The organism is Neoroseomonas rubea (assembly GCF_016106015.1).
Taxonomy (GTDB): Bacteria; Pseudomonadota; Alphaproteobacteria; order Acetobacterales; family Acetobacteraceae; genus Neoroseomonas; species Neoroseomonas rubea.
The window spans coordinates 13,011-35,025 of sequence record NZ_JACADQ010000015.1 but is presented as its reverse complement, the minus strand read 5'-3'; the positions used below and the strand labels follow the sequence as shown (position 1 = coordinate 35,025).

The 22,015-nt window shown below is 70.8% G+C and carries 21 protein-coding genes; 11 read left to right on the top strand and 10 right to left on the bottom strand.

Annotated features, from left to right (window positions below; genetic code table 11):
- On the top strand, positions 1-963 hold a 963-nt coding region (locus HW577_RS03640), incomplete at its 5' end, for a beta-barrel domain-containing protein (RefSeq protein ID WP_198374704.1).
- Between the two features lie 7 nt (positions 964-970).
- Here the strand turns inward: HW577_RS03640 and HW577_RS03635 are convergent.
- The 4 genes from HW577_RS03635 to HW577_RS03620 all read right to left on the bottom strand — a co-directional run bounded on the left by HW577_RS03635 (position 971) and on the right by HW577_RS03620 (position 4,136).
- On the bottom strand, positions 971-1,453 hold the full coding sequence (locus HW577_RS03635; RefSeq protein WP_198374703.1) for an ureidoglycolate lyase: 483 nt from the start codon (positions 1,451-1,453) through the stop codon (positions 971-973).
- Positions 1,454-1,741: 288 nt separating this feature from the next.
- Positions 1,742-2,914, bottom strand: a complete 1,173-nt coding sequence (locus HW577_RS03630) for a glycosyltransferase family 4 protein (RefSeq protein ID WP_198374702.1) — start codon at positions 2,912-2,914, stop codon at positions 1,742-1,744.
- 314 nt (positions 2,915-3,228) lie between these two features.
- Positions 3,229-3,426 carry a hypothetical protein gene (locus HW577_RS03625; RefSeq protein WP_198374701.1) on the bottom strand — a complete coding sequence of 66 codons (198 nt, stop codon included), beginning with the start codon at positions 3,424-3,426 and terminating at the stop codon, positions 3,229-3,231.
- 98 nt (positions 3,427-3,524) lie between these two features.
- Entirely contained in the window at positions 3,525-4,136 is a 612-nt protein-coding gene (locus HW577_RS03620; protein ID WP_198374700.1) for a response regulator transcription factor, read from the bottom strand.
- Between the two features lie 245 nt (positions 4,137-4,381).
- On the opposite strand from HW577_RS03620, the gene HW577_RS03615 reads away from it, so the two are divergent.
- A complete protein-coding gene (locus HW577_RS03615) occupies positions 4,382-4,885 on the top strand; it encodes a hypothetical protein (RefSeq protein WP_198374699.1) in 504 nt (167 codons plus the stop codon).
- Between the two features lie 46 nt (positions 4,886-4,931).
- Here the strand turns inward: HW577_RS03615 and HW577_RS03610 are convergent, their stop codons facing one another.
- Positions 4,932-5,534: a hypothetical protein gene (locus HW577_RS03610; RefSeq protein ID WP_198374698.1), complete on the bottom strand. Its 603-nt coding sequence runs from the start codon at positions 5,532-5,534 to the stop codon at positions 4,932-4,934.
- A 162-nt stretch (positions 5,535-5,696) separates the two neighbouring features.
- Between HW577_RS03610 and HW577_RS03605 the strand changes: the two genes are divergently transcribed.
- From HW577_RS03605 to katG, 6 genes are all read left to right on the top strand, one after another.
- A complete protein-coding gene (locus HW577_RS03605; protein WP_198374697.1) occupies positions 5,697-8,771 on the top strand; it encodes a PAS domain S-box protein in 3,075 nt (1,024 codons plus the stop codon).
- Between the two features lie 107 nt (positions 8,772-8,878).
- Complete coding sequence (locus tag HW577_RS03600; RefSeq protein WP_198374696.1) at positions 8,879-9,403, top strand: PAS domain-containing protein; 525 nt, start codon at positions 8,879-8,881, stop codon at positions 9,401-9,403.
- Complete coding sequence (locus HW577_RS03595) at positions 9,378-10,691, top strand: methyl-accepting chemotaxis protein (protein ID WP_198374695.1); 1,314 nt, start codon at positions 9,378-9,380, stop codon at positions 10,689-10,691. Before HW577_RS03600 ends, HW577_RS03595 begins: the two co-directional genes overlap by 26 nt.
- 112 nt (positions 10,692-10,803) lie before the next feature.
- On the top strand, positions 10,804-11,766 hold the full coding sequence (locus tag HW577_RS03590; protein ID WP_198374694.1) for a tripartite tricarboxylate transporter substrate binding protein: 963 nt from the start codon (positions 10,804-10,806) through the stop codon (positions 11,764-11,766).
- Between the two features lie 30 nt (positions 11,767-11,796).
- The gene (locus HW577_RS03585; protein ID WP_198374693.1) at positions 11,797-12,786 is read left to right on the top strand and encodes an isopenicillin N synthase family dioxygenase; all 990 of its coding nucleotides are present in this window, start codon (positions 11,797-11,799) and stop codon (positions 12,784-12,786) included.
- A gap of 249 nt (positions 12,787-13,035) precedes the next feature.
- Positions 13,036-15,243 (top strand): catalase/peroxidase HPI, encoded by a 2,208-nt coding sequence (katG, locus tag HW577_RS03580; RefSeq protein ID WP_198374692.1) that lies wholly within the window; start codon positions 13,036-13,038, stop codon positions 15,241-15,243.
- A gap of 178 nt (positions 15,244-15,421) precedes the next feature.
- Here the strand turns inward: katG and HW577_RS03575 are convergent, their stop codons facing one another.
- Positions 15,422-16,081, bottom strand: a complete 660-nt coding sequence (locus tag HW577_RS03575; protein WP_198374691.1) for a dienelactone hydrolase family protein — start codon at positions 16,079-16,081, stop codon at positions 15,422-15,424.
- Positions 16,082-16,120: 39 nt separating this feature from the next.
- On the opposite strand from HW577_RS03575, the gene HW577_RS03570 reads away from it, so the two are divergent.
- Both HW577_RS03570 and HW577_RS03565 read left to right on the top strand, forming a co-directional pair.
- Positions 16,121-16,297, top strand: coding sequence for a DUF4169 family protein (locus tag HW577_RS03570; protein WP_198374690.1), 177 nt, complete (start codon positions 16,121-16,123; stop codon positions 16,295-16,297).
- Entirely contained in the window at positions 16,294-16,701 is a 408-nt protein-coding gene (locus HW577_RS03565) for a RidA family protein (RefSeq protein ID WP_198374689.1), read from the top strand. Before HW577_RS03570 ends, HW577_RS03565 begins: the two co-directional genes overlap by 4 nt.
- Here the strand turns inward: HW577_RS03565 and HW577_RS03560 are convergent.
- The 4 genes from HW577_RS03560 to petA all read right to left on the bottom strand — a co-directional run bounded on the left by HW577_RS03560 (position 16,695) and on the right by petA (position 20,847).
- Positions 16,695-18,026, bottom strand: coding sequence for an acetyl-CoA hydrolase/transferase family protein (locus tag HW577_RS03560; protein ID WP_198374688.1), 1,332 nt, complete (start codon positions 18,024-18,026; stop codon positions 16,695-16,697). The two genes, HW577_RS03565 and HW577_RS03560, sit on opposite strands and share 7 nt — an antisense overlap.
- A 222-nt stretch (positions 18,027-18,248) precedes the next feature.
- Positions 18,249-19,019 (bottom strand): cytochrome c1, encoded by a 771-nt coding sequence (locus tag HW577_RS03555; RefSeq protein ID WP_198374687.1) that lies wholly within the window; start codon positions 19,017-19,019, stop codon positions 18,249-18,251.
- A 2-nt stretch (positions 19,020-19,021) separates the two neighbouring features.
- Positions 19,022-20,290, bottom strand: a complete 1,269-nt coding sequence (locus HW577_RS03550; RefSeq protein WP_198374686.1) for a cytochrome b — start codon at positions 20,288-20,290, stop codon at positions 19,022-19,024.
- Between the two features lie 11 nt (positions 20,291-20,301).
- A complete protein-coding gene (gene petA / locus HW577_RS03545; RefSeq protein ID WP_198374685.1) occupies positions 20,302-20,847 on the bottom strand; it encodes a ubiquinol-cytochrome c reductase iron-sulfur subunit in 546 nt (181 codons plus the stop codon).
- A gap of 197 nt (positions 20,848-21,044) precedes the next feature.
- Here petA and hemF point away from each other — a divergent pair, with 197 nt between their 5' ends.
- Entirely contained in the window at positions 21,045-21,956 is a 912-nt protein-coding gene (gene hemF, locus HW577_RS03540; RefSeq protein WP_198374684.1) for an oxygen-dependent coproporphyrinogen oxidase, read from the top strand.
- Positions 21,957-22,015 lie beyond the last annotated feature (59 nt).

Below are 22,015 nucleotides of genomic sequence, written 5' to 3'. Positions count from 1 at the left end.
GAACGCCTCGCGGCCGCGGCCGAGGGGCGCCTCGCCGCGCTCGGCCCCGTGGCCTCGGAGGCACTGGCGCCGATCCGCGACAGCCAGGCGGCGATGGCCGAGGCCGCCGCCCGTCTGCGCGCCGCCCAGCTCGCCGTGCTGGATGCGGAGATCGCCACCCGCGAGGCGGCCGTGGCGCGGGAGACGGTGCTGCTCGCCTCGACGACCGAGGCGCGCGACCTCGCCCGGCAGGAGGTCAGGGTGATGTCCGGACTGCTCGACCGCGGGCTTGCGCGACGCAATGAGGTCTTTTCCCTGCGCCAGACGCATCTGCGCGCCGAAGGCGAGGTCGAGCGCGGCGTCTCCGATATCGCCGCCGCGCGGCTGGCGGTGGGGGAGGCGCGGGCGCGGCGCGACGAACTCGCCGCGCGTGCACGCAACGAGGCGCTGGCCGAACTGGTCCGCGTCGAGGCCGACCGCGCGGAAGCCCATCAGGCGCTGCTGCGCGCCGAGGCGCGGCTCCGGCGCGCCGTGCTGCGCGCACCCTCGGCCGGCGTGGTGAAGGAGATCGGGCCGCGCGGTGTCGGCGCCGTGCTCGAGCCCGGCGCGATGGTCGCCGAGATCGTACCCGAGGATGCGGGCGTGCTCGCCGTCGTCGAACTTCCCGCCGACCAGGTCGGCGGCGTCCGCCCGGACGGCCGCGCGCGCGTGAAGGTGCTGGCTTACGACCCGGCGCGCTTCGGCAGCATCCCGGGGACGGTGCAGCATGTCTCCGCCTCCTCCTTCCGCCGCCACGACGGGAGCATGTTCTTCCGCGTGGAGGTGGCGCTCGATTCCGAGCATGTCGGCGACCCGCGGCGCGGCATGCGCGTCTCCCCCGGCATGAGCGTCGCGGTAGAGATCGCGACGGGGGAGGTCACCTTGCTACAGTGGCTCGCGCGGCCCGTGCGCAACATCCTGGACCGCGCCTTCGCCGAACGCTGAACGCGCGCTACCCGGCCACGTCGGGCAGAACGACCTCGAACGCCGGTACCTCAACGAACTCGTCATCCTCGGGCCCGCCATCCTTCCACATGAAGACGGCGAAGCGCCCGGGGCGGTCGATCACGGTGAAGGGGTGGTGCCAGACATCGGCGCCATAGGTCACGCCCTGGTCCGGCCGCGCCAGGAACGCCTTTGCGCGCGCCATGTCGGGCCTGCCATCCGCACCGTGCGGGGCGACGATGGCAAGCCAGCGCCCGGCCTCCATCGGCACGAAGGACTGCGAGGAATGGAGATGCCGCTCCATCACCGTCGAGGCGAGCGGCAGGCTCGACGGCGCCTTGAAGGTGAAGGACAGGCTCGGCTTCGCCTGCGCCCGGCGGTTCGCCAGCGCCGCGTCGATATAGGTTCGGCCCGGGGCTTCCGGGGCGGACAGGACCTCCCCGAAGGGCGCGAAGGCTTCTGCGGTGAGCGGTTCGAGGGTCAGGCGCATCGTGGTCTCCGGCATCGGTCGCGGCATGATCGGGCCGCGCGCCGCGTCGCGTCCAGGGTGGGTCCCGCCCGCCCGCCCCGATCGTGCGCGCCGGCGCAGGCGGCGCGGTCGCCTTCGAACCGCGCGACGCCCCTTCCCGTCCAGGCGCGGCGGACTGTCGAGCATGATGACGTGCCAGCCACCGCGCGAGACCGCGCTCGGGCAAGTGCCGGAACGGCGGAGCCGCGCGCTTCGCCGATCCGGCGCAAGGCACGCGCGGGTCCATGCCTTCAGGCGCAGGACCTCCGGTCAGATGACGCCATCCGACCGGAGGCCGCTTTGGGCGGCACCTTCGCCGGCGAGGCACGCCTCATAGATCGGACCCAGCCGGTCGAGCCCGAAAGCCGCGGCGCGGGCGCGGCAGGCGGCGTCCGTCCCGGGCTGGGCGGCGAGGTCGGCGGCGGCGAGGATCGCCTCGGCCAGCGCCGCGTCGTCGGTCGCGGCATGACCGCGGATCGGACCCGGCGGGCACAGCCGGCCGATCGCCGGATCGTCCACGATGTCGCCGACGCCGCCATGGTCGCAGGCCACCACCGGGGTACCGGCGGCCAGCGCCTCGACCAGCACCATGCCCTGCGCTTCCCAGATCGCCGGCAGCACGAAGACCGTGGCGCGGGCATAGAGCGCCGGCAGGTCACCCACCGCGCCGACGCCGTGGAAGGTGATGGCGGGGACGAGGTCCTGCGGCACGGCGGCGCGGATCGCCGCCTGGATCGCCGCATCCGCATGGCCGGAATAGTCGAGCCGCGCGCCCGGCCGTGCGGCAGCGACGCGCGCGAAGGCGCGGGCGAGCAGCAGCGCGCCCTTGCGCGGTTCATTCAGGTCGGCGGCGAAAAGCAGCCGCAGCGTGCCGTCCGGCGGCGGCTTCGGTGCGGCAAGCAGCGGCGCGAGGTCCGTCGGCGCGTGCAGCAGCCGGCTGTCGCGGCCGAACTCCGAGGCAAGCAGGTCTCCCGCGAAGCGGGAGATGGTCAGCACCTCCTCCGCGCCGCGGAGCACCTGGCGGAACATCCAGCCATCGAGCGGGATCCGCCGGAAGTAGCGGCGCACGGGAATGCCGACCGCCTGGTAGACGAGCCGCGTACGGGCGCCCCGCCGGCGGGCGCGCAGCACGCCCCAGGCATCGTGATAGTTGAGCGCGAGCACGGCATCGGGCGGGTCGGCCGCGATCTCCCCTTCCACCTGGAAGGCGAAGCGATGGAAGAAGTTCAGCGCGCGGAGATCGAGGCCGAGCGGGCCGCGCTGCGGCAGCAGGATGCGCCGCACGGGGCCGTCGGCTTCCACCCGGCGCTCGCCGGGCGCGGTCGCAATGACGGTGACATCGTGGCCACGCGCGGCGAACCAGTGCGACAGGTCGTGCAGCAGGCGCTCCGACCCGCGGCGCCTCTGCGGCCAGCAATAGGGGCTCGTCAGCGCGATCCGCACGGCGGCGCGTCCTGGGTCTGACGGATGTGCGACGTCGGTCGCCGGGGCGGCTGGTTTTGCATCGTCACCGCAACGATACTCCAACCGTGATGCGGCGCCATGGTGCACCCTGTCACCCTGGCGGCCGCGACCTGCCGCGCCCTCATGGGCTGGCTGCCAGCACGCCGGCGACGGCCTGGGCAGGCTGGGCGATGCGCGACCGCGCGCGGGAGGTCAGCTGGAGCGCCGGTGCGGGGCGTGCGCGAAAGCTCTCCTCCGCCGTCCGATGGGGGGAAGAAGTCGCCGGCCGCGGCCGAAGCCTTCGCCCGTCGCTGTCAATGTCGCTGGCGCCCGCCCGGTATCAGGTCGGCGAGCGCAGCGACCGCCTGGGCCGAGGCATAGAAGCCAGCACGCGCGAGATCGCCCGCGACCATCCCAAGAATGTGCTGCGCGGCCGCCAGGGCCGCCTCAGGCGGGACGTCGACCGCGGCCGCGTCCTGGTTGTCCTCATGACCTTGCTGGAAGGCACGCATGCGAGCTGATCCTCGTCGGCGGCGCCAGTGCCGCCGGATCGTCGCAGTGTCGTGGTCGTGGCGCGCCGCGTCTGCCTCGGCATTGCGCTGTGGTGGAACTACGGGCCGCCGGCAGCCAGGGCGATGCGGACGAGTTCCGCGAAGGAACGCAAGCCGAGCTTCGACATGACAGTCGCGCGGTACGCCTCGACGGTGCGCACGCTGATGCCGAGTTCGGCGGCGACGACCTTGTTCTGCTTTCCGGCGACGAGCCCGTCGACAACCTCGCGCTCGCGCGCCGTCAGCCGCGCCATGCGCGCGGCGGCATCGGCGGCAGGCGCGGCCGCCGACAGCGCCTCGGTGACCGCGTCGAGCAGGGTTTCCGCCGTGAAGGGCTTTTCGATGAAGTGGAAGGCGCCGAGGCGCATCGCGCGCACTGCGAGCGGCACGTCGCCATGGCCCGTGATCACCACGACGGGCGCGGCGAGGCCGTTGCGCTTCAGTTCCACCATCAGGTCGATGCCATCGTCGCCTTCGCCCAGCCGGACGTCGAGCAGCAGGCAGGCGGTGCCGGGCGGTATGCCGCGCGCGCGCAGATCGGCCGAGGAGGTGCGGGCCGCGGCCTCGTGGCCGCCGGCCTCGAGCAGTGCGACGAGGGATTCGCGGACGGCTTCGTCGTCATCTACGACGAGCAGCCTGGCAGGGCCCGGCGCCGGGCCGGCGCGCGTCATGGCGCGGCCCCCGCGCCCGAACACGGATGCGCGAAGGAAAGATGGTTGATGACGTGCAACGCCCCGGCCTCCGTAGTTCCCACAGTCGAAAAATGTCGAACGCGCGCGCGTTTTTAGATTATGCGACGGTGATCAGGGTCGGCCCCTCCCCGTGGGCTCTCAGGCGCGACCCCGGACCGGAACGAGGTAACACAAATGCGAGGCCACCCCAACAGCCGCCGCGCCGGCCGCGATATGCGCGACGCATGGCGCGGGGAACCGCACTCGGCGACGAGGACCCCGACGTGACCTCGGCCTGCACCCTGCCCTGCGGCCAGGAGGGCGCCCGGTGCGTGCTGCTCGGCAAGCGTGCGCTGTTGATCGCCGAGCGCCCCGAGGACCAGGACAGGCTTTCGGTCACACTGCGCCTGCTCGGCCTCGACGTGTGCCACCTTGCGGCGTCCCGCCGCGGCGCGGCGGCGTTGACGGCGCGGATCGACCTCGTGGTCTGCGCGAGCCTCGCCGAGTTCCGCGGCGCCGGCGACCTCGTGAGCCTGTTGCGGGATGAGCGGCCCTGGGTGCCGCTGATCGCAGCGACCCCCGGGGGCCAGGGCGTGCTGGTGGATCTCGACCGGGCGGTCGACGCACCGGGGCGCGGCGCCGGCGAGTTGGCGACGCTGGTCGTGCGCGCCGCCTGCCGCGTGGCGCGCCACAGCCGGATCGACAAGGAACCCGCCGCCGTCCTTGGCGCCCCGCCGCCCGCCGGCTGAGGAACAATCGCCAGGGCGACCGACGCCCTGGCGATCCCGGCCGGAGTCAGATGGGCACAAGTCCGTCCTGGCGTGCCGCCCGCAGCAGCGCGACCAGCCCCGGCACCGCCCGCGCCGCGACGGTGTCGGCCACCAGCGCATCGAAATCCACGAGGCGCATGGCCAGCGCGGCGGCAATGGTGCGCCGGCTGCGCCCGGCCAGCATCATCCCGATCGCGCGGCGGGCAAGCGGGGAAAGCGCCGCGTCCACCGGCCGAGCGCCGCCAGCCGCGAGCAGGCGCAGCGCGGCGAGCACGGCCGGCGCCGCCGAGAGGTTCTCGAGCACTTCGGTCCGGCCCATCGTCAGCAGGCGGCAGGCGAGCGCGGGTTCCACCGGGCCTGGCACCAGCATGAGGATCGGCGCCGCCACGCCGCCGGCGCGCAGCGCCGCGACGGGCGCCGCGGCATGAGGCAGGCGCCCCCGCTCGCCACCCGTCAGGACGACACGAAGCGGCGCCGTCGCGAAGGGCGGCAGCAGCAGGTCGTCCGGCGTGGCGTAGCCGCGACAGGGCAGTCCCGCGGCGCGCAGCAGCAGCAGCAGCGAATCCTGCCAGGCAGGGTCAGGCACCTGCACAGCGACGAACGGTTCCGCAAGGGGCGCCGCGCGCATGCAAAAGAGTCCTTCAACCTCGACGGACATCGCTTCTCGTGATCGCACAGCCTGGGCATGCTATTTGGTGCCGAAGGCCAGCGCGTTTCACCTCCGTAAAATTGCGGGGATGCGCGCATCTGCGTCGCCAGCCACCCTGATCGCAGGAATCCCCGCACCCACGTGAGCCCGCCCGTCCCCCCGCCGATCCGGCTGTCAGGGCCGCCGCCCTTCTGGTCGAATCCCGTCCCGATGTGGATCTTCGAGCAGGGGACGCTGCGGTTCCTCGACGTGAACGATGCCGCTGTCGCGACCTATGGCTGGTCCCGCGACGATTTCCTGCGCATGACGATCCGCGACATCCGCTCGCCCGCGGAAGCCGCGCGGCTCGATCGCTGGCGGGCCGAGCAGAAGCGGCACGATACGACGACCGGCCCATGGGTGCATCGCGATGCCCATGGCCGCGAGCGGCTCGTCGAGATCAACGCCTGTCCCGTGATCTTCCAGGATCGCGACGCCATCCTCGTCTCGGTGCTGGACCGCACCGCGGAGTTCGACGCCAATGTCGCGCTTTCCGCACGGGAAGCCGAACTGCGCGAGCGGGCGGAGATGCTTCGCCTTGCCATGGCCGCCGGGGGCATCGGAACCTTCCGGCGCGACATCGTCGCGGGCACGGTCGAGGTCTCGGCCGAGGCGCGGGCGCTGCATGGGAGCCTGCCGCCCGGCAATCCCCTTCGGATGGAAGACTGGCTCGCGCACATGGTCCCCGAGGACCGCGCGAGGATCGAGGCCGACATCGCCATTGCGTTTGCGCGCCGCGCGCCGGGCATCACGGTCGACTACCGGCTGCGCGACCCGGAAACCGGCGCGATCCGCCACATGGAGGCGCGCGCGGACTACGAGTACGCGCAGGACGGCACGCCGCTCACCGCCATCGGCGTCATCATCAACGTCTCGGCCCGCAAGGCGGCCGAAAAGGCGCTCGCCGACAGCGAGCAGCGCTACCGCTCGGTGGTGGAGACGGCGGCGGACGGCATCGTCATCGCCGATGCGCTGGGCCGCATCGTGACCGCCAATGCCGCGACGCTGCACATGTTCGGGTATGCCTCGCTCGCCGAGATGGTGGGGCGCGACCTCGGGATGCTGTTGCCGCCCGAGCATGCGCGGCGCGGCGCCCACTACGTCGCCACGCTCCGGACCGGCGCGCCGCCACGCGTGCTCGGCCTGCAGGACCGCGAGCTGATGGCGCAGCGGCGCGACGGGTCGCGCTTCCCCATCGAGCTCTCGGTCGGCTCGTTCGTCGTTGATGGCGTGATGCACCTGACCGGCATCATCCGCGACGTGACCGAGCGCCGACGCGCCGAGGCAGCGCTGGCCGAGAGCGACATGCGCCTGCGCCTGACGCACGAGGCGGCTGGCATCGGAATCTGGGAGATCGACCTCGATCGGCGGGTGACGCGCTTCTCGCCCGAGACGGCGCGGCTCTACGGCCTCGCCCCCGACCATCCGCTCGAATTCCCCCGCGAGCAGTGGCGGCGGATCGTGCATCCGTCCGACGCGGACATGGCGAAATGGCAGCCCGACGCCGAACGCGGCGCCTTCGCCCCCTTCGACGTGACCTTCCGGGTCCCGCAGCGCGACGGCAGCCTGCGCTGGCTGCAGGGGATCGGCCGCGCGATTCCCGGACCCGATGGCGCGCCAGTCCGCATCCTCGGCGTGAACATCGACGTGACCGCGCGGCGCATGCTCGAGGAACGGGTACGGGAGAGCGAGGAACGCCTGCGCCTGACGGTGGAGGCGACGGGAGAGGGGCTGTGGGACTGCCATATCCCCAGCGGGCGCGCATCGTTCACTGAACCATTCGTCGCCATGCTCGGCTATGCGCTGCATGAGGTCGAGCAGGATGTCTCCTTCTGGCAGAGCCGGGTCCATCCAGACGACATGCCCGAGGTCCGCCGGCACCTCGACGCCCATTTCCAGGGCGCCACCAGCGCCTATGTCAGCGAACACCGGCTGCGCCATCGTGACGGGCACTGGGTCTGGGTCCTGGATCGCGGCCGGGTGGTGGAGCGGGAGCCCGACGGGCAGCCACTGCGCATGCTCGGCACCCTTCAGGACATCACCGCGCGCAAGGCGCTGGAGACGGCGCTGGCGGAAGGTGAGGCCCGGATCCGCGCCATCCTGGAGGCGGTGCCGATGGCCGTTGCCAAGATCGGGCCCGACGGCGCGATCGGCGCGGCCAACGCGGCCGCCGCCGCCTTGCTCGGCGACGCGCCGCGCCTGCTCGAGCTGCTGGCCCCGGAGGACCGCGCGGCCTGGCAGGCGGCGCATGCGCGCGTCTGCGCGGGCGAAACGGTGCAATGGGAGGTCGACCTGGCGGGCCGCGACGGCGAGCGCCACCGCGTCGATGCGAGCGGCGTGCCCTTCCCGCTGGCAGGTGGCGGCACGGGGCACCTTGCCGTGCTGCGCGACGTGACCGCGATGCGCGAGGCCGAGGCGCGGCTGCGCAGGCTGGAAGCCGAGGCGATGCGCGCATCCCGCCTCGGCGCGATGGGGGCGATGGCGGCCGGGCTGGCGCATGAGCTCAACCAGCCGCTGGGCGCCATGATGAACTACACCGGCGCCGCAGCGATGCTCGCCGGCCGCGCGGTGATGGCGGAGGAGGAACGGGCACGCCTCGCCGCGCTGCTCGAGAAGGCATCCGCCCAGGCGCTGCGCGCCAGCGGGATCGTCAAGCGCCTGCGCGACTTCATCGGCCGCGCGGACCGCGAGGTGACGGCGCTGCGCGTCGCCGACCTGTTCGAGGAGGTGCGCGCCGAGGCATTGCAGCGCCGCGAGGCGGAGATCGCGATCTCAGTCGCGCCGCCGGGCCTGCAGATCTTCGGGGATGCGGTGCAGCTGCGCCAGGTCATCGCGAACCTCCTGGCCAATGCGGTCGAGGCCGCGCCGCCCGGCTGCCGGCCGCAAATTTCGATCGAGGCATGCCGCGGCTGGACCGGCGAGGGTGTCGAGATCGTCGTGCGCGATTGCGGTCCGGGCATCCCGCCCGAGGTGCGCCGGCGGCTGTTCGAGCCGGTCGTCTCGAGCAAGCCGGACGGCATGGGCATCGGGCTCGCCATGTGCCGCGCGATCGTGGAAGCGCATGGCGGGTCGATCTGGGCGGCGCCGGAGGCGCCGGGCGGCGGCGCGGCCTTCCACGTGCTGGTGCCGGACGAGGAGCAGGCGCTGCTCGGCAGCCTCAAGCCGGCGGCCTCGTAGAAGTACGGTCACACGTAGGCAACGAAGTTCAACGATCCGTTATGCCCTGGAGGTGCATGATCGCCCGACGCGCCGCGATCCGTGTGGCGTACGATACGGAGTGATCCATGGCTGCCACGAGACCGACGCCGACCGGTCGGGAAAGCCCGCTCGGTGAGGACGAGATCATCGTCACCAAGACCGACATACGCGGACGGATCACCTATGCGAACGAGGTGTTCCTGCGCGTCTCCGTCCTGACCTGGACGGATGCGATCGGCGCGCCGCACAGCCTGGTGCGCCACCCGGCCATGCCGCGCTGCGTCTTCGAACTGATGTGGAAAACGATACAGTCCGGCGGCGAGTTCTTTGGCTATGTGCTGAACCTCGCGACCAACGGCGACCACTACTGGGTCTTCGCGCATGTGACGCCGAGCTTCGGGCCGGACGGCGCGGTGGTGGGCTTCCATTCCAACCGCCGCAAGCCCGAACCGCGCCAGGTGGCTAGCATCTCCGCGCTCTATCGCGACCTGCTCGCCGTCGAGCAGCGGGAGGAGGACCGCAAGCGCGGCCAGCAGATGGGCGCGGCCGCGCTCGCCGCCATGCTCGCCGAAAAGGAGATGAGCTATGACCGCTTCGCCTTCGCTCTCTGACCGGCTGGTGCAGCCGGCGCTCAGCGCCGCGGTGATCGTGGGCCTTCTTGGCGGCGCCGCCGCCGCGGTGCTGGAGGCGGGCGTACCGGTCGCGGTGCTGTCCGCCGCGCTTGGCATTGTCGCCTGGGTCGTGCTGCGCATCCGCGACCAACGCAGCGCCGCGCTGATACAGGCCGTCGCCGAGGCCTGCCAGCGGGTGCGGCATGGCGACATGGAGGCGCGTGTGCTGGGCGCACCGCGCAGCGGCATGGCGGGCGAACTGCAGCGCGGCGTCAACGCCATGCTCGACGTGACGGACGCCTTCGTGCGGGAGGCGGGTGGCGCGATGCGCGCGGCCGCCGAGGGACGACACCACCGCAAGGTGCTGCTGCGTGGCCTGCCCGGCGCCTTCGGCGCGGCCGCGCGCGACATCAACGCCGGCATCGCGACGATGGAGCGGCAGGCGCACGAGTTTCATGGCTTCGCCGCCACCTTCGAGAGTGAGATGGGCTCGTCCGTCGGGCGCGTGACGCAGGAGGCCGACGGCATGCGCGTGCAGGCCGACACGCTTCTCGCCCGCGCCGAGGAGGCGATCGCGGCGGCCAAGGAGGCCGGCACGGCGATCGGCGCCACGTCGAACGAGGCACAGGCCGTCGCCGCGGCGGCGGAGGAACTGTCCGTCTCCGTCGCCGAGATCACGCGCCAGGTGACCAGCGCATCCGCGATCGCGCGCCGCGCCGCGCAGGACGCGCAGAACACCGACCCGACCATCCAGGGCCTGTCGGACGCGGCGAACCGCATCGGCGAGGTGGTGCGCATGATCGGCGCCATCGCCGAGCAGACCAACCTGCTCGCGCTCAACGCCACCATCGAGGCGGCGCGCGCGGGGGAAGCCGGCAAGGGCTTCGCGGTGGTTGCGAGCGAGGTGAAGGCCCTCGCCACCCAGACCGCGAGTGCGACCGGCACGATCGGCGAGCAGATCACGGCGATGCGCACCGCGACGGGAGAGGCGGTGGCGGCGATCCGCTCCATCCGCGCCACGGTCGAGGAGACCGACGAGGTCGCGGCCGCGATCGCCGCGGCGGTCGAGGAACAGGCGGCGGCGACGCAGGAGATCGCGCGCAGCGTCCATCGCGCGGCCGAGGGTGCCACGACCGCCTCGCGCAACGTCGAGGCGCTGCGAGAATCCTCCGAGAACACCGCCGCGACGGCGCGCGCGGTGCGCGATGCGGCCGCCGGCGTGCAGACCGAGGCGGGGCGGATGGAAGGCGAGGTCAGCGGCTTCGTGCGCCGCGCCCGCGCGCGCTGAGCCCCAGGCAGGGACCGACACGGCCGGCGCGCGGGCTTCGTCCCGCGCGCCGCGCCCGCTTGCGTCCCGCGGCGAAGGGGTGAAACATCGGCTGGCTCGGGAGTGACACACCATGCCCCGCCTGACCCGCCGCGGCAGCCTTCTCGCGCTGTCGGCCCTGCCGGCAGCCGCTGTCGCGCAGCCGCGCTTCCCCGACCGCCCGATCCGCCTGATCGTGCCCTGGACCGCCGGCGGGCCGGCCGATGTGGGCTACCGGATCCTCGCCGAATACGTGCAGCGGCAGTTGGGCCAGCCGGTGGTCGTGGAGAACCGCGCGGGGGCCTCGGGCATCCTCGGCGCCGTCGCGCTGCAGGAAGCGCGGCCCGACGGACACGCGGTGTCGCAGATGCATGTCGGCGTGGTGCGGCAGATGCTGCTGAACCCGCGCCCGCCCTACAACCCGATCGACGACCTGACCTACATTCTGCAGATCACCGGCTTCACCATGGGTGTGGTGGTGCGCGCCGACGCGCCCTGGCGCACGCTGCCCGAACTGCTCGAGCACGCCAGGGCCAATCCGGGGCGCCTGAACTACGGCACGCTCGGCATCGGATCCACCCAGCACCTGGTGGTGGAACGAATCGCCGCGCAGCGCGACCTTACCATGACGCATGTGCCCTATCGCGGCACCTCGGACACGCTGCGCGCGCTGCTGGGCGGGGAGATCCACTTCGCCTCCGAATCCTCGGGCTGGGCGCCGATGGTGCTCGGCGGGCAGCTGCGGCTGCTCGCGATCTACACCTCCGCCCGCGCGCGCCGCTTCCCCGAGGTGCCGACGCTGCGCGAGAGTGGCATCGACATCGTGGTCGATAGTCCCGGCGGGCTGATCGGGCCGCGCGGGATGAACCCGGACACGGTGCGCATCCTGGCCGACGCCTTCCGCGCGGCGGCGCAGGAACCGGCCCATCTGCAGTTCCTGGAACGGCTCGACCAGCCGCTGCTGCTGCTCGACGGCGACGCCTATCGCGAAGCGATGCGCCGGACGATGGAGGAGGAGCGGGACGTGCTGCGGCGGCTGAACCTTCTGCCCGCCTGACGCTTCCGCCACGACGAAGGAAACGCCGAGATGAGCGACATGATTCCCGTCCTGGACCTTGGACCCCTGCGCGCCGGGGTGCCGGGCGCCCTCGAGCGTCTCGGCGGCCAGCTGCGCCGCGCTTTCACGGAGGTGGGCTTCTACTTCGTGCGCAACCACGGCATCGACCAGGCGCTGCTCGACGAGACGTTCGAAGCCGCCGAGCGCTTCCACGCCCAGCCGATCGACGCCAAGCTCGCGATGAAGATCAACGAGCACAATATCGGCTACATGCCGCTTCGCGGTGCCACCACGCGCGTGAACGCGGTGGGCGATGTGGCGCTGCCGAACGCGAACGAGGCGGTCTTCTTCAAGCGCGAGCTGCCCGGCGACCATCCGGACGTGCTGGCCAATGTGCGCTTCCGCGGCCGCAACCAGTGGCCGCAGGATCTGCCCGGCTTCCGCGAGCAGGTGCTGCGCGCGATGGACGCCTTCGAGGGGCTCGCGCTGTCGCTGCTGCCGATCTACGCACACGCGCTGGACAAGCCCGCCGACTTTTTCGCGCCCTTCTTCACCGAGCCGATGTACACGCTGCGCATGTCGCACTACCCGCAGCAGGAACCGACGGCGCCGGAGAACGAGTTCGGCATCGCGCCGCATCTCGACACGTCGTTCATGACGATCCTTGCGCAGAACCGCATCCCCGGCCTGTCGCTGCGCCTGTCCACGGGGGAATGGATCGACGCGCCGGCGCCCGAAGGCGCGCTGCTGATCAATGGCGGGATGATGCTGCGGCGCTGGACGGACAACCGCTTCATGGCGACGCCGCACCGCGTCATCAACCGTTCGGGGAAGGAGCGCTACGCCATCCCGTTCTTCTTCGACGCGAGCTACCGCGCCGTGATGACGCCCATCACCGCCGACGGCAGCAAGGGCCGGATGGAGCCCATCACCTATCCCGACTTCATGACGGGCTACCAGCGAAGCAACTTCCATCACGCTGCCGAAAAAGAAGAGAAGATCGAACTGCAGGGCGCCTGACCGGCGGCGCCGCGAGCCGCCATAATCGGCACGAGCCAGTCTCGCGCGGAACAATAGACGCTGCCTATCGACTTCGGTGGAATCGGGGGGTTCTTTCCCTACCCGGATGCGGGTAGGGTCCGCCCGCTCGCATCGGCGGGTTCCGGTCGTGGCTGCAACAGCCATCCGAGGGCCAGGATCCTGTCCGTGTTCGCGATGGTCCGGCCCCGCGGACCACGTCGATCAACGCAGCCGAGAACGGAGAGAATGATGGACGGAAACAGCTCGAGCGCCGGCAAGTGCCCCGTGATGCACGGCAAGCCGACCGCCGCGCGCTTCACCACCCGGTCTAACCGCGACTGGTGGCCGAACGCCCTGAACCTGCGGATCCTGAGCCAGCACTCCGCCAAGTCGAACCCGATGGGTGAGGCCTTCGACTACGCCGAGGAGTTCAAGAAGCTCGACCTCGAGGCGCTGAAGCAGGACATCTTCGCGCTGATGAAGGTGAGCCAGGATTGGTGGCCGGCGGATTACGGCCATTACGGGCCGTTCTTCATCCGCATGGCCTGGCACGCGGCCGGCACCTATCGCACGGCGGATGGCCGCGGCGGCGCCTCTAACGGAGCGCACCGCTTCGCGCCCGAGAATTCCTGGCCCGACAACGGCAACCTCGACAAGGCGCGCCGCCTGCTGTGGCCCATCAAGCAGAAGTACGGCAACAAGATCTCCTGGGCCGACCTCTTCATCCTTGCCGGCAACTGCGCGATCGAATCGATGGGCCTGAAGCCCTTCGGCTTCGGCGGCGGCCGCGTGGACATCTGGGAGCCCGAGGAGGACATCTACTGGGGCACCGAGGACACCTGGCTCGGCGACAAGCGCTACTCGGGCGACCGGCAGCTCGAGAACCCGCTCGCGGCCGTGCAGATGGGCCTCATCTACGTCAATCCGGAAGGCCCCAACGGCAACCCGGACCCGGTTGCCTCCGGCCGCGACGTCCGCGAGACCTTCGCGCGCATGGCGATGAACGACGAGGAGACGGTCGCGCTCGTCGCCGGCGGCCACACCTTCGGCAAGGCGCATGGCGCGGGCCCCGCCCATCATGTCGGCCCGGAACCCGAAGGCGCGCCGATTGAGGCGATGGGCCTCGGCTGGCTCAGCAGCTTCCGCTCCGGCAAGGGCGGCGATGCCATCACCTCCGGCATTGAGGGCGCCTGGAAGCCGAAGCCGACGACCTGGGACATGGGCTACTTCGACATGCTGCTCGGCTACGAGTGGGAGCTGCACAAGTCGCCCGCCGGCGCGCATCAGTGGCATCCGAAGGACCGCGCCGCCTGGACGCTGGTCGAGGACGCGCATGATCCGTCCAAGCGCCACCCGCCGATGATGACCACGGCGGACATGGCGATGAAGATGGATCCCGAGTACCGGAAGATCTCCGAGCGCTTCCACAAGAACCCGGACCAGTTCGCCGACGCCTTCGCCCGTGCATGGTTCAAGCTGACCCATCGCGACATGGGGCCGAAGGTCCGCTACCTCGGCTCGCTGGTGCCGAAGGAAGATCTGATCTGGCAGGACCCCGTCCCGCCGGTGACGCACAAGCTGGTGGGCGAAGCGGAGATTTCCGCGCTCAAGGCGCAGATCCTCGCGACAGGCCTGACGGTATCGCAGCTGGTGCAGACCGCCTGGGCCTCGGCCTCGACCTTCCGCGGCTCGGACCGCCGCGGCGGGGCGAATGGCGCACGCATCCGCCTCGCGCCGCAGAAGGACTGGGAGGTGAACCAGCCCGCCCAGCTCGCGGAGGTGCTGGCGAAGCTCGAGGGCGTGCAGAAGGCGTTCAACGCATCGGCCACCGGTGGCGTGCAGGTCTCGCTCGCGGACGTCATCGTGCTCGGCGGCTGCGCCGCGATCGAGGCGGCGGCGAAGGCGGCAGGCCATGACGTAAAGGTGCCCTGCGCGCCGGGCCGGACGGATGCGACGGCGGAGCAGACCGACGCGGCGTCTTTCGCCGTGCTCGAGCCCGAGGCCGACGGCTTCCGCAACTACCGCAAGGGCCGCTTCACTGTCTCGGCCGAGGAGCAGCTGGTCGACAAGGCGCAGTTGCTGACCCTGACCGCTCCGGAAATGACGGTGCTGGTCGGCGGGCTGCGTGTTCTGGGCGGCAACCATGCCGGTTCGCCGCACGGCGTGCTGACGGCTCGCCCGGGGAAGCTGACGAACGACTTCTTCGTCAATCTGCTCGACATGGGCACGGCCTGGGCCCCGACCGACGAGACGGCCGAGGAGTTCCAGGGCCGCGACCGCGCGACGGGCACGGTGAAGTGGACCGGCACGCGCGTGGACCTGGTGTTCGGCTCGAACTCCCAGCTGCGCGCCCTGTCGGAGGTCTACGCCCAGGCCGACAACCAGGCGAAGTTCGTGCAGGACTTCGTCGCGGCCTGGACGAAGGTGATGAACCTGGATCGCTTCGACCTCGCCTGATCCAGGCGGAACGGCACCCGGGCGTGGCCGCGGCCGCGCCCGGGATGCTCAGGACAATCGCGCGAAGGGTGACGCTCCGCGCGGCCGGACTTCAGCGTCGGGTCTGCTGCGCACCCGCGCGACCAGCCCCGCTGCGAAGGGCCCTCCTCATAAGGCTCCGATCCTTCTGCGCCGCGACTCAGAGATGAGTCGCGAAGAAGGCGAGAGTCCGCTCCTGCGCCAGCCGGTAATCGGCCTCGACGTAGGAGCCGCGCTCATCGCAGCCGAAGCCGTGGCCGCCGCCATAGACGTGCACCTCGACGCCCGGCTGGGCGGCGCGGATGACGGCGACGTCGGTCATCGGGATGGAGGCGTCGGCCTCCCCGAAATGGAGCTGGACGGGGCAGCGCGGCACTTCGTCCTTCGCCGCGGCGATACCACCGCCGTACCAGCCGGAGGATGCGGCGAAGGCGCTGGTGCGGGTCGCGCCGTGCCAGGCGACGGTGCCGCCCCAGCAATAGCCGACGATGCCGCGCTTCGCCGCGCGCGGCAGCGCGGCGGCCGCGGCCAGCACGTCGAGCACGGTCAACCCGGCATCGATCTTGCCGCGGAGCTCGCGCCCCTGGGCGACGTCCGCGGCCTCGTAGCCGAGCTCGATGCCCGGGCCGACGCGGTCGAACAGGGCGGGCGCGATCACGGCGTAGCCTTCCGCGGCGAAGCGGTCGCACACGGCGCGCATGTGGCGGTTCACGCCGAAGATCTCCTGCACCACGACAAGGGCGCGGGGGGCGTGCTGCGGCCCGGCGCGATAGGCGGTCAGGCGGTGGCCGTCGGCGGCAGTCAGCGAGATGGTCGGCATGGCGTTTCCCCGGATGCGGTGGCGCGGTATCCTCGCCCCATGGCCGAGATCGTCAACCTGAACAAGGCCCGCAAGGCGCGGACGCGGGCGGAGGAAGCGGCCGAGGCCGCCGCGAACCGCGCCAAGCACGGCCGTACCAAGGCGGAAAAGTCCAACGACGCCCACGCCGAGGCGCGGCGCAAGGCGCTGCTCGACGGCGCGAAGCGCGAGGAATGAGCCCTACCCTCCACCACATGCTGGCGGGCTTCCCGCCATCCGTCTCGCCCTCCTCCCACGCGGTGGAGGCGGATGGCTTCGTCTTCCTGACCGGTCAGTTCCCGCGCGACCTCGACGACCCGGAGGCGCCGCTGCCGGAGGGGATCGCAGCGCAGACGACGCGGACCATGGGGAACCTGGCGCGCGCGCTCGGCGCGCTGGGGCTCGGACTCGGCGATCTCGTCTCCGTTCGGGTCTATCTCAGCGCATTCGAACGCGACTATGCGGCGATGAACGAAGCCTATGCCACCTGCCTGCCGCCGGGCGGGCGGCCGGTGCGCACCTGCATCGGCGTCACCGCGTTGGTGCGCGGCGCACTGATCGAGGTGGAAGCGGTCGCGAAGCGGCCGCCGCGCGGTCAGTAGAAGCGCGGGATCAGCCCCTTTGCGCGCGCCTCGCGCTCCAGCCCTTCCCGGAAATCCGGATGGGCGAGGCCGATCAGCGCCTTCGCCCGTTCCGCCACGGACCGGCCCTTCAGGTTCGCGATGCCGTATTCGGTGACGACGTACATCATGTCCGTCCGCGGCGTCGTCACCACGTTGCCGGGTGTCAGTTCGAGCACGATTCGGCTCTTGCGCACGCCCTTCCGTTCATAGGTGGAAGACAGGCAGACGAACGATTTCCCGCCCTTCGAGGCATAGGCGCCGCGCACGAATTGCAGCTGCCCGCCCGTGCCGCTGATGTGGCGATGCCCGTCGCTCTCGGAGGCGGCCTGGCCCTGCAGGTCGATCTGCGTCGTGTTGTTGATCGCGACCACGCGGTCGTTGCGCATGATCACGTCCGGCATGTTGGTCGCCTCTACCGGCAGGCAGTGGAAGTCCGGATTGCCGTCGATCGTGTCGTAGAGCGCGCGGGAACCGAGGGCGAAGGAATAGGCCGACTTGCCCGGATGGAGCTGCTTGCGCGCGTTCGTCACGCGGCCGGCGCGGTAGAGTTCGGCCAGGCCGTCGGTCAGCATCTCGGTATGGATGCCGAGGTCCGTCTGGCCGGAATGGAGCAGCTGGGAGCAGACCGCGTTCGGCATGCCACCGATGCCGATCTGCAGGCAGGCGCCGTCCTCGATCTCGTTGGCGATCAGGCGCCCGACGGCGCGGTCCACCTCGGTCGGTGCGGCGCTGGGCAGTTCCGCGACCGACGCGCCGTCGCCCTCGATGATGAAGTCGACCTCCCCGGCATGGATGCCGTTCTGCTCGCCATGGCCGAACGGGATGTTCGGGTTGGTCTCGACGATCACGAGGCGCGCGCGCTCGACCACGGCGCGGTGCCACAGGTTCGCGTTGCCGAAGTTGAAGAAGCCGTTGGCATCGGCCGGGCGCGTCTTCAGGATCGCGATATCGATCGGGTCGATGAAGCGGCGGTAGTAGTCGGGGATCTCACCGAGGTTGACCGGGATGTAGTGGCTTATGCCCGCATCGTGCTTCTTCCGGTCGTAGCCGGAGAAATGCAGGCTGAACCATTGGAAATGCTCGCCCGTCGGGTCGGCTTCCAACACCGCGCGCGGGCGGACCGAGAGGCAGTTGCGGATGCCGACGCCCTGCAGTTCGGCCGCGCGCGCGGCGAGGGCGGCATCGAAGGCGTCGGGCTGCGCGGTGATGGCGCCGTAGTCGAGCCAGTCACGGGACTTCACGAGGGCGGCGGCTTCGGCGGCAGTGATTCGGCGCGGCGTCTTGCCGCCTGGATTGACCTTCATCTCGCGCTCCCTGTCGTTCCTGCCCGACATTGAGGACTGCCGGGGCTGGCATGCCGAAACTGGCAGGAATCCGCCGGAAAAGCCAAGGGGGACGGACGCGCCGGCGCGTCGCGGCGACGCAAAGAAAAACCGGCCCGGGGAAGACCCCGGACCGGCTGTATGTCGCCCGACCGCTGAATGCCGGAGCGCGTGGCGGGGCCCGGATGGGCCGCCGCCATCATGTCAGTGCACGTCCGCCCAGACCTTCCGCTTCACGGCATAGGCAAGGCCGCCGAGGATGGTCAGGAACAGGATCACCTTCACGCCCATGGCGCGGCGCTGTTCGAGTTCCGGCTCGGCCGCCCAGGCGAGGAAGGTCGTGACGTCGCGCGCCATCTGCTCGACCGTCGCGGGCGTGCCGTCCGCATATTCGACCTGGTCGGGATTGAGCGGCGCCGCCATGGCGATCTGATGGCCCGGGAAGTACCGGTTATAGTTCATCCCATCCATCATGGTCACGCCGGCGGGCGGGTCCTGGTAGCCGGTGAGCAGGGCGAAGATGTAGTCCGCGCCGCCGAGCCGCGCCTTGGTGATGACCGAGAGGTCAACCGGATAGGCGCCATTGTTGGCAGCGCGCGCCGCCTGCTGGTTCGGGAAGGGCCGGCGGAACCGGTCCGAGGGGCGCCCCGAGCGCTCGAACATCTGGCCTTCGTCATTCGGGCCGTCGGTCACAGTGAACTGCGCCGCGATCGCCGCGACCTGCTGTTCCGTCAGGCCGAGCTCCCGCAGGTTGCGGTAGGACAGCAGCCGCATGGAATGGCAGGCGGAGCAGACTTCCTTGTAGACCTGGAAGCCGCGCTGGGCGCTGGCACGGTCATAGGTCCCGAAGATCCCGTCGAAGGAGAAGCGGGTGTCGGGGATCGCGATCGCTTCCCCCGCCGCGCGGGCGGGGGCGGGGGCGATGGCGAGCAGGCCGCCGAGGATGGCGAAGGCCTTCAGCGTGGAACGAAGCATGGTCAGGCCTTCTCCATCGGCTTCGCCGCGGCACCGGCGGGCAGCGGGCCGCCGCCGAGGACGGCGCGCGCGATGCTCTCGGGCAGCGGCAGCGGACGCTCCAGGCGCCCGAGCAGCGGCAGGATCACGAGGAAGTATGCGAAGTAGTAGGCAGTCGCGATCCGGCTGACCGTGACATAGGGCTCCTCCGCCGGCATGGCGCCGCAGTACATCAGGACGAAGAAGCACACGGTCCACAGCAGGAAGGAGATGCGCGCGATCGGGCGGAACCGCATCGAGCGCACCGGGCTGCTGTCGAGCCAGGGGAGCACGAACAGCACCGCGATCGAGCCGAACATCAGCAGCACGCCGCCGAGCTTGTCCGGCACCGCGCGCAGGATCGCGTAGAAGGGCAGGAAGTACCATTCCGGCACGATGTGCGCGGGCGTCACCAGCGGGTCGGCCGGGATGTAGTTGTCCGGGTGGCCGAGCATGTTCGGCACGAAGAACACCAGCGAGGCGAACACGATGAAGTAGATCACCAGGCCGAAGCTGTCTTTCGCCGTGTAGTAGGGGTGGAAGGGCAGCGTGTCCTGCGGGCCCTTGGGCTCGACGCCGAGCGGGTTGTTCGAACCCGTGATGTGCAGCGCCACCACGTGCAGGAAGACCACGCCGACGATCACGAAGGGCATCAGGTAGTGCAGGCTGAAGAAGCGGTTCAGCGTCGGGTTGTCGACGCTGAAGCCGCCCCACAGCAGGGCCACGATCCAGTCGCCCACCACAGGGAAGGCGGAGAACAGGTTGGTGATGACGGTCGCACCCCAGAAGGACATCTGGCCCCAGGGCAACACGTAGCCCATGAAGGCCGTGGCCATCATCAGCAGGAAGATGACGACGCCGAGCATCCACAGCAGTTCCCGCGGCGCCTTGTAGGAGCCGTAGTACATGCCGCGCCAGATATGGATGAACACCACGATGAAGAACATCGAGGCGCCGTTCATGTGCACGTAGCGGATGAGCCAGCCGAAGTTCACGTCGCGCATGATCCGCTCGACGCTGTCGAAGGCGTAGGCGGTGTGCGGCGTGTAGTGCATCGCCAGGAAGATGCCCGTCGCGATCATGATCATCAGGTTGACCATGGCCAGCGCGCCGAAATTCCAGAAATAGTTGAAATTCCGGGGAGTCGGGAAGGTCCCGTACTCCTTCTGCATCATCGTGAAGATTGGCATGCGCTGGTCGATCCAGCGCACCACCGGGTTCTTGAAATCGCTGTTGTGAAGACCGATCGCCATGTCCGCGCTCCTCAACCGATCCGAATCTTGGTGTCGGACGTGAAGGCGTATTGCGGAACTTCAAGGTTCCGTGGCGCGGGTCCCTTCCGGATCCGCCCGGCCGTATCGTAGTGGCTGCCATGGCATGGGCAGAACCAGCCGCCGTAGTCGCCGCGCGCGTCGGTCGGCTTTTGGCCAAGCGGCACGCAGCCGAGATGCGTGCAGACACCGAGCACGACGAGCCACTGGTCCTTCTGGACGCGGGCCTGGTCCGGCGCCGGGTCCGGCAGCTGGGAGATCGGCACCTCACGCGCCGCCGTGACCTCGGCCGCCGAGCGGTGGCGGACGAAGACCGGCTTGCCGCGCCACATCACCGTCACGGCCTGGCCCTCGGCGATCGGGGCGAGGTCGACCTCGGTGCTCGCCAGCGCGAGAACGTCGCGCGCCGGCTGCATCGAGGCGATGAACGGCCACGCCACCGCGCCGACGCCCACCGCGGCGAACGACGCCGTCACAAGGTTGAGGAAATCACGCCGCGGCGTACCGTCGGTCGCGGCAGCCCCGCCACTGTCAGCCATGCCTACCATCCCTTCCGCCGGCGCGCCTTGGGCGGCGTCGGCTGCATCGTCTCGACCCGGGGTGCCGCGAATGGCACCCGCCACGCTTGCGGGGGCGCACGCTGTCTCGCGCGCTGCCCACCCCGCGCGGCGGCCCTTATAAGGGTCGCTTGCGCGGGGTGTCCATGCCACCCGGCCTGTCACCTAGGGAGCGTTACATGAATGAAGTGAAAACCGCCGGCGGCACAGGCACCGCGCCGGCGGACCACCCTCTCGCCGGCCCGGCCCGCGCCTGGTTTGAAAGCCTGCGTGACCGCATCTGCGCCGCCTTCGAGGCGATCGAGGACGAGCTCGCCGCCGGCCCTCACGCCGGAGATCCGCCCGGCCGCTTCGAGCGCACCGCCTGGACCCGGCCGGAGGGCGGCGGCGGCGTCATGTCCGTCATGCGCGGGCGGGTGTTCGAGAAGGTGGGCGTCAACGTCTCCACCGTCTTCGGCGAGTTTTCCCCCGACTTCCGCAAGCAGATCCCGGGCGCCGACCAGGATCCGCGTTTCCTGGCGACCGGCATCTCGCTGGTGTCCCACATGCAGAACCCGCGCGTGCCGGCAGTGCACATGAACACCCGCTTCATCGTCACAACCCGGGCCTGGTTCGGCGGCGGCGGCGACCTGACGCCGATGTTCCCCGACAGCGCCGAGGCGCAGGAGGACGCCCGCAGCTTCCACGCCGCCTACAAGGCCGCCTGCGACCGCGCCGACCCGACCTATTACCCGCGCTTCAAGCAGTGGTGCGACGAATACTTCTTCCTGCCCCACCGCAATGAGCCCCGCGGCCTGGGCGGCATCTTCTACGACTGGCTCGGTGACCGCACCCCGGGCCATGGCCAGGAGGCCGACTTCGCCTTCACCAAGGATGTCGGCCTGGCCTTCCTGGAAGGCTACCTGCCGATCGTCCGCCGCCGCATGCACGAGCCCTGGACGCCCGAGGAACGGCGCGCGCAGCTGATCCGCCGCGGCCGCTACGTGGAGTTCAACCTGATCCACGACCGCGGCACGCTGTTCGGCCTCAAGACCGGGGGGAATGTCGAGGCGATCCTGATGTCGCTTCCCCCCGCCGCCGCCTGGCCGTGACACTGCCGGGTTTCAGCACGTAACCTGCCCGGCGCCCGCACTTCCCCGGACGCCGGGAA